General features: G+C 48.5%; 17 protein-coding genes and 1 tRNA gene. 6 read left to right on the top strand and 12 right to left on the bottom strand.

The genetic code is table 11. The features are described 5' to 3' along the window. Nucleotides 1-23: 23 nt before the first annotated feature. From PXY01_RS05505 to PXY01_RS05495, 3 genes are all read right to left on the bottom strand, one after another. Nucleotides 24-749: a winged helix-turn-helix domain-containing protein gene (locus PXY01_RS05505; protein WP_127568129.1), complete on the bottom strand. Its 726-nt coding sequence runs from the start codon at nt 747-749 to the stop codon at nt 24-26. 162 nt (nt 750-911) lie between these two features. Beyond that, nucleotides 912-2,102: an MFS transporter gene (locus tag PXY01_RS05500; protein ID WP_127568127.1), complete on the bottom strand. Its 1,191-nt coding sequence runs from the start codon at nt 2,100-2,102 to the stop codon at nt 912-914. Between the two features lie 20 nt (nt 2,103-2,122). After that, nucleotides 2,123-3,382: an MFS transporter gene (locus PXY01_RS05495; RefSeq protein ID WP_246027812.1), complete on the bottom strand. Its 1,260-nt coding sequence runs from the start codon at nt 3,380-3,382 to the stop codon at nt 2,123-2,125. A gap of 169 nt (nt 3,383-3,551) precedes the next feature. Between PXY01_RS05495 and PXY01_RS05490 the strand changes: the two genes are divergently transcribed. Together PXY01_RS05490 and PXY01_RS05485 are read left to right on the top strand one after the other, a co-directional pair. Continuing rightward, entirely contained in the window at nt 3,552-5,021 is a 1,470-nt protein-coding gene (locus tag PXY01_RS05490) for an aminotransferase class I/II-fold pyridoxal phosphate-dependent enzyme (protein WP_127568791.1), read from the top strand. Between the two features lie 134 nt (nt 5,022-5,155). Beyond that, nucleotides 5,156-5,590 carry a DUF1885 family protein gene (locus PXY01_RS05485; protein ID WP_127568125.1) on the top strand — a complete coding sequence of 145 codons (435 nt, stop codon included), beginning with the start codon at nt 5,156-5,158 and terminating at the stop codon, nt 5,588-5,590. A 69-nt stretch (nt 5,591-5,659) separates the two neighbouring features. On the opposite strand, the gene PXY01_RS05480 is transcribed toward PXY01_RS05485, so the two are convergent. The 3 genes from PXY01_RS05480 to PXY01_RS05470 form a co-directional block, all read right to left on the bottom strand. Next, nucleotides 5,660-5,971 (bottom strand): DUF1292 domain-containing protein, encoded by a 312-nt coding sequence (locus tag PXY01_RS05480; RefSeq protein ID WP_127568123.1) that lies wholly within the window; start codon nt 5,969-5,971, stop codon nt 5,660-5,662. A 133-nt stretch (nt 5,972-6,104) separates the two neighbouring features. Beyond that, nucleotides 6,105-6,668, bottom strand: a complete 564-nt coding sequence (locus PXY01_RS05475; protein ID WP_127568121.1) for a stalk domain-containing protein — start codon at nt 6,666-6,668, stop codon at nt 6,105-6,107. A 183-nt stretch (nt 6,669-6,851) separates the two neighbouring features. Then, the gene (locus PXY01_RS05470) at nt 6,852-7,058 is read right to left on the bottom strand and encodes a hypothetical protein (protein ID WP_127568119.1); all 207 of its coding nucleotides are present in this window, start codon (nt 7,056-7,058) and stop codon (nt 6,852-6,854) included. Between the two features lie 186 nt (nt 7,059-7,244). Here PXY01_RS05470 and PXY01_RS05465 point away from each other — a divergent pair, with 186 nt between their 5' ends. Further along, nucleotides 7,245-7,982 (top strand): MBL fold metallo-hydrolase, encoded by a 738-nt coding sequence (locus PXY01_RS05465; RefSeq protein ID WP_127568117.1) that lies wholly within the window; start codon nt 7,245-7,247, stop codon nt 7,980-7,982. Nucleotides 7,983-8,090: 108 nt separating this feature from the next. Here PXY01_RS05465 and PXY01_RS05460 read toward each other — a convergent pair whose 3' ends face one another. The 3 genes from PXY01_RS05460 to PXY01_RS22275 all read right to left on the bottom strand — a co-directional run bounded on the left by PXY01_RS05460 (nt 8,091) and on the right by PXY01_RS22275 (nt 8,856). After that, a complete protein-coding gene (locus PXY01_RS05460) occupies nt 8,091-8,324 on the bottom strand; it encodes a DUF3892 domain-containing protein (RefSeq protein WP_127568115.1) in 234 nt (77 codons plus the stop codon). Nucleotides 8,325-8,346: 22 nt separating this feature from the next. Next, a complete protein-coding gene (locus PXY01_RS05455; protein WP_127568113.1) occupies nt 8,347-8,622 on the bottom strand; it encodes a hypothetical protein in 276 nt (91 codons plus the stop codon). 72 nt (nt 8,623-8,694) lie between these two features. After that, on the bottom strand, nt 8,695-8,856 hold the full coding sequence (locus PXY01_RS22275) for a hypothetical protein (RefSeq protein ID WP_164744313.1): 162 nt from the start codon (nt 8,854-8,856) through the stop codon (nt 8,695-8,697). A gap of 147 nt (nt 8,857-9,003) precedes the next feature. Here PXY01_RS22275 and PXY01_RS05450 point away from each other — a divergent pair, with 147 nt between their 5' ends. Together PXY01_RS05450 and PXY01_RS05445 are read left to right on the top strand one after the other, a co-directional pair. Beyond that, complete coding sequence (locus tag PXY01_RS05450) at nt 9,004-9,195, top strand: DUF2524 domain-containing protein (RefSeq protein WP_127568111.1); 192 nt, start codon at nt 9,004-9,006, stop codon at nt 9,193-9,195. A 137-nt stretch (nt 9,196-9,332) separates the two neighbouring features. Beyond that, nucleotides 9,333-9,405 (top strand) — tRNA-Val (locus tag PXY01_RS05445). A gap of 133 nt (nt 9,406-9,538) precedes the next feature. Here PXY01_RS05445 and PXY01_RS05440 read toward each other — a convergent pair. Genes PXY01_RS05440 through PXY01_RS05430 form a run of 3 tightly spaced genes read right to left on the bottom strand, consistent with a single transcriptional unit; the run spans nt 9,539 to nt 10,732 of the window. After that, a complete protein-coding gene (locus tag PXY01_RS05440; RefSeq protein ID WP_246027811.1) occupies nt 9,539-10,000 on the bottom strand; it encodes a site-specific integrase in 462 nt (153 codons plus the stop codon). 52 nt (nt 10,001-10,052) lie between these two features. Continuing rightward, a complete protein-coding gene (locus tag PXY01_RS05435; RefSeq protein WP_127568789.1) occupies nt 10,053-10,256 on the bottom strand; it encodes a helix-turn-helix domain-containing protein in 204 nt (67 codons plus the stop codon). Nucleotides 10,257-10,261: 5 nt separating this feature from the next. Then, on the bottom strand, nt 10,262-10,732 hold the full coding sequence (locus tag PXY01_RS05430) for a helix-turn-helix domain-containing protein (RefSeq protein WP_127568107.1): 471 nt from the start codon (nt 10,730-10,732) through the stop codon (nt 10,262-10,264). Between the two features lie 249 nt (nt 10,733-10,981). Between PXY01_RS05430 and PXY01_RS05425 the strand changes: the two genes are divergently transcribed. Continuing rightward, a complete protein-coding gene (locus PXY01_RS05425) occupies nt 10,982-11,173 on the top strand; it encodes a helix-turn-helix transcriptional regulator (protein ID WP_127568105.1) in 192 nt (63 codons plus the stop codon). Nucleotides 11,174-11,519 lie beyond the last annotated feature (346 nt).

Genomic DNA, 11,519 nt, shown 5'->3' with positions numbered 1-11,519 from the left:
CTGCCCCATCCTTTTCGTCCCGACTATCCCGTTTCACCGAATTTGTATCCGACTCCATATACCGTTACGATATATTGAGGCTCCGCCGGATCTTCCTCCAGCTTCCGCCGCAAATTCCGAATGTGCGAATCGATCGTACGTTCAAATCCGAGGTAATCGCCCCCAAGCGCTGATTCCATCAAATGCGTCCGTGTATAGACTCGCCCCGGATGCTTAGCCAGCTGCCAAAGCAGCATAAATTCAGTCCGGGTCAGCTCAATGACGCGGCCATTCAGCTCCACCTGATGTCGATCCGAATCGATCAACAGAGCTCCTCGGCTAATGACCGTGTCAGAGGCGGCTTCAGCTTTGCCACCGGTTCCATCAGCTGCCGCAGCTCCGCGACCCGTCCGGCGAAGCACCGCCTTAATGCGCGCACTCAATTCACGCAAGCTATACGGCTTCGCCATGTAATCATCCGCTCCGAGCTCCAGAGCGAGCACCTTGTCGAATTCATCGCCTTTTGCCGTCAGCATAATGATAGGCAGCTGCCACTCCCGCTCATTACGCTTGCACAGATCAAGCCCGCTGCACCCTCCCGGCAGCATCCAGTCGACGAGAAGCAATTGCGGCTTTAGTCGATCAATCAACTCCACCGCTTCCTCACAGCTGCCGACGCCATACACCTCATACCCTTCCGTTAATAAGAAATGTATCCCTTCAGCAAGCAGCGCCTGCTCGTCCTCTACCCAAACGATAGTGGTTGACATTCCTCTATCAGCACTCCTCTATCACCTGTTCGTTCTCCTAATCTATCATACACCAAAAAACCGGCCCGTCATCCTATTAATGGATAGCGGGCCGGCTTGTAATAACCGTACATTCTATTACTTCTTCTTATTCTGGCTAATAGACGCACATATCATATATTGTTATGCCGTCTTCGTGTGACTGGCCGATGCTAAACTGCGGTCAAGCCGCCTAAATTGAGCCAATAATAGAAGCGCGGCCAATGATAAAATACCTCCGATCAAAAAAGGCAGCTGCAGGTTCAATTCGAACAAATAGGCGCCAAGCAGCGGGCCCGTAATTCTTCCAAGGCTGTCCATCGATGAGCTTAAGCCCGAAGCAACCCCTTGTCCAACCGTTGTCTTCTGTGTAATAAGTGAGGTAACGCATGGACGAATAAGCGCATTGCCGACTCCGAATACAGCCAACGCCGTTGTGGCCCATGTAAGCGAATGGGCGTATAGCAGCAAGAAAAATCCAACAGCCGAGATGATTAGGCCGAGCATAATATATTTCGGCTCCTCGCCCTTTTTAATCCGTCTGCGAACGACGCCTCCTTGAATGAGCGCCCCTACGATTCCACATACAAAGAACATGAAGCCGACTTGTCCCGGTGTAACATCAAAGCGTTGTATGCCGAAGAATTGCAGCGTAGCCTCCATACCTGCAAGCGAGAACGATACGAGGTACGCCAGCACATATAAATATTTCAAAGGTCCTGTAAATGCCGTCCATCGGGATGGACGCTTATCGGCCGCCTTCCGACGCCTCTCCTGAGGCAGCGACTCATTCAGCTTTGCAAGCGCCAGCAGAAACGTAAAGCCGGACAAGCAGGCAGCTGTATAAAACGGTGCCTCAAGCGAAATGCTGCTAAGCAGTCCGCCAACTCCGGGACCGATCGTAAAGCCAAGACCGATCGACATACCGACCAGCCCCATCCCTTTGGTCCGCTGCTCTGGCGGTGTAATATCGGCCACATATGCAACGATAACAGAAGTGACGGCTCCCGAGAATAAGCCCCCCAATACACGCGAGGCGTACATTAACGGAAGATTACCTGCGGCAAGTCCGAACAACAGAAAGCTGACCGCGAAGCCGACAATTCCCGTCAGTATGACCGGCCGTCTTCCGATTCGGTCGGACAAGCCCCCCCACAGTGGTGACAAAATGAACGACACCGCAGAATACAACGCCAGCATCCAACCGGTATGCCTCTCCGCCAATTCCGTATCCGTAGCTAATATAAGCTCCGGCATGACCGGAATGATGATGCCGAAGCCAACGAATGTAATCATTAGCGTGGCCATGACAACAAGCAAACGTTTATCTTTCATTTGGACAATCCCTCCAATCGCTATCGTACCATAACCGTCCGCTTCCTAGTCATGAACAAATGGAGAACAAACAGTGTAACGAGTACGAAACCACTCACTAGAAATGGCGAATGTGGACCGAAGCTATCCCACATTTTACCCGACAGAATGGAGCCTAGCACCATACCGGAGCCTTCAATTGTTAAAAAGAAGCCCCATACAGCGCCACGTTCCTCCTTCGGAATCGCTTTAGCAATAAGTGCGTTCCATGCCGGAATAATGCATGCATAGCTAAGTCCGACCAACGCGACGATCGGCAGCACAAGCAACAAATCGCGCGTGTAGCCGAGCGTCGGCAGTGAAATGGCCGCACCGAGAAAGCCAGCATGCAGAAATATTGAAGTACCATACTTATCCACCGCTTTACCAACCGGGATGAGACCGAGTACGGTAACGGCTCCACCCGCGAGCAAATAAAGGCTGTACTGCTTCGGAGTAAGCTGCAGTACCGTTCGCGCATACAGCGTCAAGATAGGTACAAGAAGACCAAGCGCAAAATTTTGTAGGAACATCGCTGGATACAGCAGCCTGCTAGCATGCATTGAGCTTCTTACTTTGTCTAAATATTTGCGAATGCGTTCTCCTAAGGGACGAAACGGTTGCTCTTGCTTCATTTCCGTGTGAGCCGTCAGTCCTTCTAACGCTCTCGACCTCGTCCTCCCCGGTAAAAAAACGGTGACGATTGAGGCTACGACCATCATAACAATCAGCAGTTGGAACGCTGGTACATACGACTTCACGATAAAAAAATTGATGACGATGGGCCCGATTCCAACCCCTGTTAGCCATGCCATATAAACAACGCTCATGATTGTGCCTCCCGCTTCCGTACCAGCAACGGCAGTCGCACCGGTAATGACACAAGGCCACAACGGAGACGTGCCAATGCCGATCAATACACATGCGAACACGATCCAAGGCAGCGCCTCCAAGTAGGCTACGATCACGATTGCTGCAAACGTAAGCAGGACGCCCACTAGCATTACGAGCCGGTATCCCGCCCGGTCAATAAACCAGCCGAGCGGACTTCGAAACGCATTGTCACCAATATACTGCAGCGCAAGCGCCCAGCCGATCGCATAAGCAGACAGCCCAAGCACCTCGCCCATATATACGGGAAGAATGGATACCATCATCGCACCTTTGACGAACTCGACAAAAAACATAATGATCAACAATTGAAGGACAAAGGGAGAGGTCAGTACTCTTCTCCCCGCGATCGCTGTACTCATGCTTGACATGCCTTACTCCTTTCAATAGTGCAGACCAGTTCCATTCCGCCGTGCATCAACTAGAGGACCGGGAAGCTGAGCATCCAAAAAAGCTGCTTGCATTCCCCCCTGTTTTTGCTATACTCAACCTTGTTTGTTTAACTTAGAAGAAGCTACAGTGAAAGGCTGGGATGAAGCAATGGATCATCACGAAACTCCGCTCTTCAGCGCGCTTCGCCGCCATGCAGAGCATAATCCTTTGCAGTTCCACATTCCCGGACATAAGAAGGGCCTGGGCAGCGATCCAGAGTTCCGGGAATTTATCGGCGAGAACGCTTTATCTATTGACTTGATTAACATCGCACCGCTCGACGACTTACATCAGCCGACGGGCGTAATCGAACAAGCACAAAAATTGGCAGCCGACGCCTTCGGTGCCGATTATACCTTTTTTTCTGTACAAGGTACAAGCACCGCCATTATTACGATGATTATGGCTGTCTGCGGACCGGGTGAGAAAATTATTGTGCCGCGCAACGTACATAAATCCGTTATGGCCGCGATTATTTTCTCCGGGGCGCGTCCAGTCTTCATCTCACCTGCCCGCGACGGCAACCTGGGCATCGACCATGGCATAACGACCCGCTCGGTGCGCCGTGCGCTGGAGAAGCACCCGGATGCGAAAGCAGTGCTGGTCATTAATCCGACTTACTACGGCATCTGTGCCAATCTGAAAGAAATCGTCGACCTTGCTCACAGCTACGACATTCCAGTGCTTGTCGACGAGGCGCACGGCGTGCTCATCCATTTCCATGAGAAGCTGCCAATGTCCGCAATGCAGGCAGGCGCCGATATGGCTGCAACGAGCATGCATAAGCTTGGCGGCTCGATGACACAAAGCTCGATACTGAACGTACGAGCCGGGCGTGTCAATCCGACCCGCATTCAATCGATCATCAGTATGCTGACGACGACGTCAACCTCCTATATCCTGCTCTCTTCGCTGGATACGTCCCGCCGCCATCTGGCGATTAACGGACATGAGCTCGCGGAGCAGGCGATCGAGCTGGCTCAATATGCAAGAACCGAGATAAACCGAATCAAAGATCTATACTGCTTCGGTGAAGAGATCTTAGGCGGAGAAGCTACTTACGATTATGATCCGACGAAAGTGACCATTCATGTCCGCCATCTCGGCATTACCGGCTACGAAGCAGAGAACTGGCTGCGGGAGCGGTTCAACCTTGAGGTTGAGATGAGCGATATGTATAACATTTTGTGCCTGATTACGACAGGTGATACTCGTGAGTCCGTTGACCAGCTGCTTACGGCACTTCGGACGATGTCCGATGAGTTCCATGCCAAGGGAGAAGTGCATGAGTTAGTCGTTAAAATTCCGGAAATTCCTCAGCTGTCATTGACGCCACGCGATGCGTTCTACGCAGAAACCGAGCTTGTTCCGTTCAAAGAATCAGCCGGGCGGATTATTGCCGAATTTATATACGTCTATCCGCCGGGAATTCCGATTCTGCTCCCTGGTGAGGTTGTATCGCAGCAGAACATTGATTACATTGTCGACCATGTCGAGGTCGGCCTGCCGGTCAAAGGACCGGAGGATCGCAGCATAGAGTACGTCAAAGTAATCGTCGAAGAAGAAGCAATTTTCTAGAGTACCACGAAAGCAGCCCATGCTGCCGCGCAACTGTGCAGCGGCATGGGCCGCTTTTTTTATAAAGATTGGCTCAAGTTATGTTTGTCAGCTTTTCCCACACCATGCTATGATGAGGGAGGAGGTGTGTCCGTATGAGTCAAACCGCTTACATTCGGCTAGTGCCCAGCTCAGCCGCACCGGAAGGGATTTCTCTTTCCGACTTGGAGCTAAAGCTGCATGCTTACCAGGACGCGGTTCGCCGCACCGGAAGCCAGCTCAATTGGGAGTACGAGAACGCCGCCTTTCCTTACACGATCGAACCGGTTACGCCGCCTTCGGAGAATAAGCCAAGCTGGCTTTATTTGCGAGGCCGCGCAGCCCGTTACCGCCACATCGCCTTAAGCACCGCAACACCCGCTCCTGGCTCGGAAGACAGCTGTCCGATCATTCAGATCGTTCTTCCCGACGGAGCAACACACGGAGATAAAAGCAAGGCGAACGAGCTCAGTCGGTTTATTGCACGAAGTCTCAAAGCAGAGCTGCAGCTGTTCAACGGTCGAATCATGTATTACAACCCACGCAAATAATCATCATCCTATGAAAAAACCGCCTGCGGCATTATGCCGCAGGCGGTTATCATTATCGGGCAGTAAGGCTTAGTTACCGCCTTGCTGCGCTGCGATCTCTTCGTACAGCTTCGTAACGCGGTCCCATTCTTCGTCGTCTTCAATACCGACCAGGAATGCTTCCTCGTTCTCTTCCTCGATGCGGAAGATAAGGCCGTCCGCTTCCGGATCGTTGCGGTCGATCAGAACCGCATACACTTGGTCCTGCGATTCGAACGTGTAGACCATTACCATCTCATGCTCTACGCCGTCCTCATCCGTCATAATAAATACATGCTCTTCATGCTCATGATCGTGGCCGCAACCGCAATCGTCGCCATGCTGATGCTCATGCTCGCTCATTGTTTAACCCCATTTCGCTCATTTATACGCTCTATTGCGCGTAATCCATTGTATCGTATCATGTTCCAAGTGCATGGTCAAACGAAAAGCTCCGATCCTTCCAGATATTGGATAAGGAGGACGGAGCCGACTGTTATTGCGCTGTAATTAACTTCTCTGAAACTTGACGCCATTCATCGGTCTCGGTTGCCTTCATATAGAATCGGACCGAATATTTGCCTGCAGAATCGAAATTGTACTTAATATCTTCTGTCCGGAACCAGAAGTTATCCTTCGATACGTTCACATTCTGCTGCTGAATAATTTTCTCCCCGCCGAACGGATCGGAGATCGTCACCTTGACAGCGGCTACATCGGTTAACAAATTATCAATCTGAGCGAACACCTTAAACGTATACTTGTTGCCTTTATTTACATTGCCGAATATGACATTGTCTTGGAACAGGAACATATGAACATTGGGTTTATATACAGTAACCTTCTTCGCATTCTCGTCCCACGTAACGAGCGCCTGCAAAGTTCCGGCAATCTGACGAAGCGGCAAATAAGTCTTGCCATCCTGCAGCAGTCCAGCGTCATCCAGCTCGCTGCCATTCACGATAACTCGAACCTTCTGTACGGCGGAATCGGCGAAAATCATACTCCCTCCCCACACCGACAGTAAAATCAGCGCAATGATTACTTTTCTCGCTTTCATGAATGTAAACCCTCCATCGCAGTTCTGATGAAAGGTTATACTCACCATTTCGTCCAAAGTTGCGCCACATGATGTATCATTTACAGATAACTTAACAAGCTGTTACACACTGCCGCATCATGTAGAAACATGCGCTTCCCCGGGAAATGCATATATCACCAAAATACATTTATTCAACTATGTTCATTGATAATATTTCGTCAGTGGACAAGGAACACCCTTGCCAAGGGCACCCGGCTCTTGCATACGTTCCCAATAACGGATGCCGCGTGCGCAAGGCGTTTTGCATACGGCACATGTGTCCGATAGCACCAGCTTCATAAACATTTGTTTACGGTCCGAGGCGGTCCTTTTCTTCTTCTTCGACGCTTTCGATTTTCCCTTGCTCATTCGTCCACACCTTCATTCGCATAATCATAGCATTGATTTAATCCATGATATGTAGATGCGGACGGACGCGTACCGAAGCTTCGAAAGGATTGGGCGCAGCATTCGGCGCAACGATATAGCCCCGTTTGCACCATCAGCCCCATAGTGCTATTGTATAAGCAAAATCTAAGAAACGAGGCATTACCGATGTCAGCCACGATTACGATGATCGGAACCGGCAACGCATTCGCTCAAAACTATTTCAACAACAATGCGGTAATCGACTCTGATGACTTTCGCCTGCTCGTTGACTGTGGAATCACCGGTCCTGCCGCTTTGCATGAGCACCGTATCCCATTTGGCAGCCTGGACGCCATACTAATCAGTCACACGCACAAGGATCATGTTGGAGGATTACCAGAGCTTGTTACCCATATGCTGCTTAACTATCGACGGAAGCCAGTGCTTTATTTGCCGGAGACGCTGCATGGGCCGGTATGGGAACATATTCTGAAAAGCAAGCTGGCTTTAAAGACGCCGCCGCATTCATTGGACGATTTGTTCGACGTCAGATTAATGCCGATTGGCAGACCGACTTTTATTGCACCGAAGCTCGTCGTCGAGCCGATCCGAACCGAACACATTGCTGGAAGGGACAGCTATTCGTTCATTATTAACGAACGTTTTTTCTACAGCGCGGATATGCGGTTTAATCCGGCGTTGATCCATTCGCTGGTGAACGACCGTGGCATTCAGCTTATTTATCACGATTGCCAACTGATTCCCCCTGGTGCTGTACATGCTTGTCTAGATGAGCTGCTAACACTTCCAGAATCTATCCAAGCGATAACCAAGCTAATGCACTATGAGGATACGATGCCGAATTATATCGGCCGGACAGGTCGAATGAAGTTCGTCAAGCAAGGTGCAGCATATCCGATCTAACCCCGGTTGGAGACAGAAAAAGGATCGGCAGCGGCTACTGAAGGAGATCCCCCTTCAGCCGAACCGATCCCTTTATATCAAGTACACGAATGACTCTGCTGCATAGAATCAGAATAGTGGCAGCTGATCCAAGTTATTCGTCGGGTCACCGTCAGCATCCCCACGAATATAGGTATCACCATCTTTACCTTTAAAAGCGTTAACGCCTGCAATCTGACCTGCTTGCACGAGCTGCAACGCTTCCTCATAGGATAGCTCACGTCCCGATGACGTTTTGAACGCGGTCAAATCACCATCCCCATTTTTGCGTACCGCTACAATGGTTTCGCGATTGTCCTGCATTATATTACACTCCTCTAGTTTGTCATTCGGACGAAAGTCCGTCCTGCATAGTTGGTGTATACAGCTTGTCCAATTGATTGGAAGGCGATTGATAGCCGTTCATGGACTCGCCTTTCCACTCGCCATACACTTGCTCTCTTACGCTGCTGTCATATACTTGCGATCGTACGACTGAGGTGGCTGTCGATCGGCCGAACCACCCCTGTTCATGCGCGGCATGATATGCCAATACGCATAGAAGCGACGCAGCCATGATACCAACGGCTGCGCCGGACCATGCCGACACTCCTTGCTTCAACTAACAACGCCTCCATTGCTTATACGTATGTGTCAGAATGTACATTGTTAGTGTTGCCCGTTATAACAAAATTCAATCTTGGCGTTCTTTCGGCAGCTTGCGCTGCCAGACGAATGACTCGTCGTATGCAAGTGAGTCCTTCATCACAAATCTTGCCACATATCCGATGACAATACCGACAATGCCGAATAATCCAATCAGCCAGACGACAAGCTTGGCGTACTCCTCCGCCATCCAAGCATCCGCCTCCTATCATCTTTAGTACACCTTATGCGCTTTCGGGGCGAAATAGAACAACGAATGACGAATAGAGGCAACGCCTCGAGTCATACTAATGGCGGTTCCATCATTACTCATTACGGCTGGAAAGGAGTGTCGTCGATGACGCACAATTTAGAATCCGATTACGATTGCGCTAACGCTTCTAACGATTTGCCTGAACTAATTGCTCAGCTCCAAAGCTTGCGCAGCCAGCATCCGCTGTCAGATAAACAGCAGCAGCTCGCGAACCATCTGGACAATCAAATTCGGTTCATTCGCAACAAATGTGATATTCCGAAGGAGCAATCTTAACGGCTTGAATTGGATGAACACGGCTGCTTTTGCCGCCTCCACGGCAGGCAGCCATATTTTTTTGAATAAAGTGTTGACTGGGCCGAACCGATATGATATATTAATAATCGTTCCTTATCGAATAAACCTCCTAATACGATCTGTTAGCTCAGCTGGGAGAGCACCATCTTGACAGGGTGGGGGTCGGCGGTTCGAGCCCGTCACAGGTCATAACGCGAAAGCCTTGAGAAATCAGGGCTTTTTTGCTTTTTCTAGACACCCATACTGTCAACATAGTCTCTCCATATTTCAATTTGGTCACGTTTTGGTCACATGACCTTTTTGGTCACATAACCGATTGAGATTACTGTACATTCTTGTTTGAGTTGAAAAGCAAGTTTCCGATTTCATTGGCGGCATCTTGTTGCATGTTCGGCATCAAGTGAGAGTAGGTATCCAATGTAATTTGAATCTTAGAATGTCCGAGCCGTTCAGAAACTACTTTCGGATGTATGTTCTGCCTAAGCATTAGCGAAGCGTGAGTATGTCGTAAATCATGGAATGTAATGTCTGGCAGTTCATACCGTTCAATAATTCGCTTATAGGTTCGGTTTAGATTGCACGGGGAAACTGGTGTGCCTAAGCTGGTGCAAACAACTAAGTCCATATCTTTGTATTGCGAACCTAAAGCCATCTTCTCTTTAATAACCATTCTCCGATGTTTCTTTAATGCTTCAACTGTTTCTGGGTCTATTGCTACATTCCGAATACTGCCCGCTGTCTTTGCCCCTGCATTAAGCGTCTTTCCGTCATGGCTTCCAGCCATGCAATTTCCTCCATAAAGTTGATGTTTAAAGCGGGACAAATAAGCCCCGCACTTATCCTGCCATTGATTCATCATTGCCATTGAGCCAGTTTATAAAGACTTCTTTGGAAATCTTAATGCTCTTTCCAACTCGGACAGTATGGAACTGCCCAGAACCAACTAACTCGTATGCTTGCCTTCTGCCGATACCCAGCATTAACTGAATGTCTTTAACGTCCAGTATCGGCGGGTATTCAGAAATGGGTTTCCTTGCCATGCGGTTCACTCCTTTTCTTCCTTCAATAATGAGATTTCAAACTGAATCCGCTTAATCAGCATGTCGATTTGGCGGGGCGATAGATTGACGGTTTCACTGTAACTACTTCCATCAGCAGATATGTTGATATTGCATGTGATTGTTTGTTGTTTTGCCGCCCTGAATCCGCCAATGGTGAAGGGTCTCGGATTGTTCTTGTAATATTCATCGAAAAGGACTTCGCTCGGAATACGGTAATAATCTGCCAATGCGTTGATTGTTCGGGCAGAAGGGTATTTCGTCTTGCCCATCTCAATAGCACTAAGCCCCTGCGCGGTAATGATGCTTTCAGCTTCGTCATTGATGTTCTTTGCAACTTGGTTGATGGTGTACCCCTTCTTATACATGTCTTGTAGCTGTTCTCGTATCCATTTTAATCGTTCTCCTTGTGTCATCCGTTCAAGCTGGCTTAATTCTATTTCCGTTACTGTCTTCATGTGTCTTCACCTCCTTTCTGAATTAATTTATAAACTGTGATTGATAATTTCTTCAAGGAAAAACGCCAAATATAATATTATACTATAAATTGTGGTTTATAAAACAATTATCTAATAAGATGTGCCGAATTATCGAAATGAAATCGTTAATATATAGCATCTGGGCATAACACGGCATAAGCCGTCGCAGTTTCAAAAGAGTATGAGATAGCTAGAAATAAACCAAACACATAAAGGGGAAATGAAACGGTGGAAAATTTAGTTAAGGCGATAGAGGTATGTACGAAGTTCAGCATTAGCAATCGCACACTATGCCGTTGGAAGAACGAAGGTCTGCCTTCTGTCCAGCTTTCTTACAACATGGTGCGTTACAACTTAGAAGCTGTTGAGAAGTGGATTCTAGAAGTTAAAGTTAAGTCGGCAAGGGCAGATGTAGAATGAGAACTTACAGAGATGAAGATACGGGTTTCTTAATGGCTGATGGAGTGAACTTACACGATTAAGATTTAGTGGACAAGGAAGAAAAAGAACGCTTAAAAAAGGCTATTAACAGAAAAAAAGAAATCGAGATGTATAGAGACAGGACGGACAATCTTGTGTGCGGCAAGGTGAAAAAAGCATAAGCAAGACAATGGATATTTGTTCTGATGATTGTATCCTAGGGTGACTTGATGTTTGTGTGACCATGAATACTTTCCAATTTCCTACTCCAACAAGTGATTGGAAATGCTATAATAGGCTAAATACATAGCATTTGAACTGGGGAGTTCCAATGGAGCGAATAGAA

Origin of the sequence: Paenibacillus xylaniclasticus (genome assembly GCF_004001065.1) — a bacterium.
GTDB lineage: Bacteria > Bacillota > Bacilli > Paenibacillales > Paenibacillaceae > Paenibacillus_T > Paenibacillus_T xylaniclasticus.
The sequence above is the reverse complement of the archived record's forward strand: the minus strand, read 5'-3'. Positions and strand labels throughout refer to the sequence as shown.

Bases quoted from the DNA above. Each gene is read 5' to 3' on its own strand.
- PXY01_RS05490 (WP_127568791.1), top strand. From the start codon at position 3,552: ATGGATCATCACGAAACTCCGCTCTTCAGCGCGCTTCGCCGCCATGCA.
- PXY01_RS05495 (WP_246027812.1), bottom strand. From the start codon at position 3,382: ATGTCAAGCATGAGTACAGCGATCGCGGGGAGAAGAGTACTGACCTCT.
- PXY01_RS05505 (WP_127568129.1), bottom strand. From the start codon at position 749: ATGTCAACCACTATCGTTTGGGTAGAGGACGAGCAGGCGCTGCTTGCT.
- PXY01_RS05465 (WP_127568117.1), top strand. From the start codon at position 7,245: ATGTCAGCCACGATTACGATGATCGGAACCGGCAACGCATTCGCTCAA.
- PXY01_RS05435 (WP_127568789.1), bottom strand. From the start codon at position 10,256: ATGGCAAGGAAACCCATTTCTGAATACCCGCCGATACTGGACGTTAAA.
- PXY01_RS05450 (WP_127568111.1), top strand. From the start codon at position 9,004: ATGACGCACAATTTAGAATCCGATTACGATTGCGCTAACGCTTCTAAC.
- PXY01_RS05470 (WP_127568119.1), bottom strand. From the start codon at position 7,058: ATGAGCAAGGGAAAATCGAAAGCGTCGAAGAAGAAGAAAAGGACCGCC.
- PXY01_RS05430 (WP_127568107.1), bottom strand. From the start codon at position 10,732: ATGAAGACAGTAACGGAAATAGAATTAAGCCAGCTTGAACGGATGACA.
- PXY01_RS05485 (WP_127568125.1), top strand. From the start codon at position 5,156: ATGAGTCAAACCGCTTACATTCGGCTAGTGCCCAGCTCAGCCGCACCG.
- PXY01_RS05480 (WP_127568123.1), bottom strand. From the start codon at position 5,971: ATGAGCGAGCATGAGCATCAGCATGGCGACGATTGCGGTTGCGGCCAC.
- PXY01_RS05440 (WP_246027811.1), bottom strand. From the start codon at position 10,000: ATGGCTGGAAGCCATGACGGAAAGACGCTTAATGCAGGGGCAAAGACA.
- PXY01_RS05460 (WP_127568115.1), bottom strand. From the start codon at position 8,324: ATGCAGGACAATCGCGAAACCATTGTAGCGGTACGCAAAAATGGGGAT.
- PXY01_RS05500 (WP_127568127.1), bottom strand. From the start codon at position 2,102: ATGAAAGATAAACGTTTGCTTGTTGTCATGGCCACGCTAATGATTACA.
- PXY01_RS22275 (WP_164744313.1), bottom strand. From the start codon at position 8,856: ATGGCGGAGGAGTACGCCAAGCTTGTCGTCTGGCTGATTGGATTATTC.
- PXY01_RS05475 (WP_127568121.1), bottom strand. From the start codon at position 6,668: ATGAAAGCGAGAAAAGTAATCATTGCGCTGATTTTACTGTCGGTGTGG.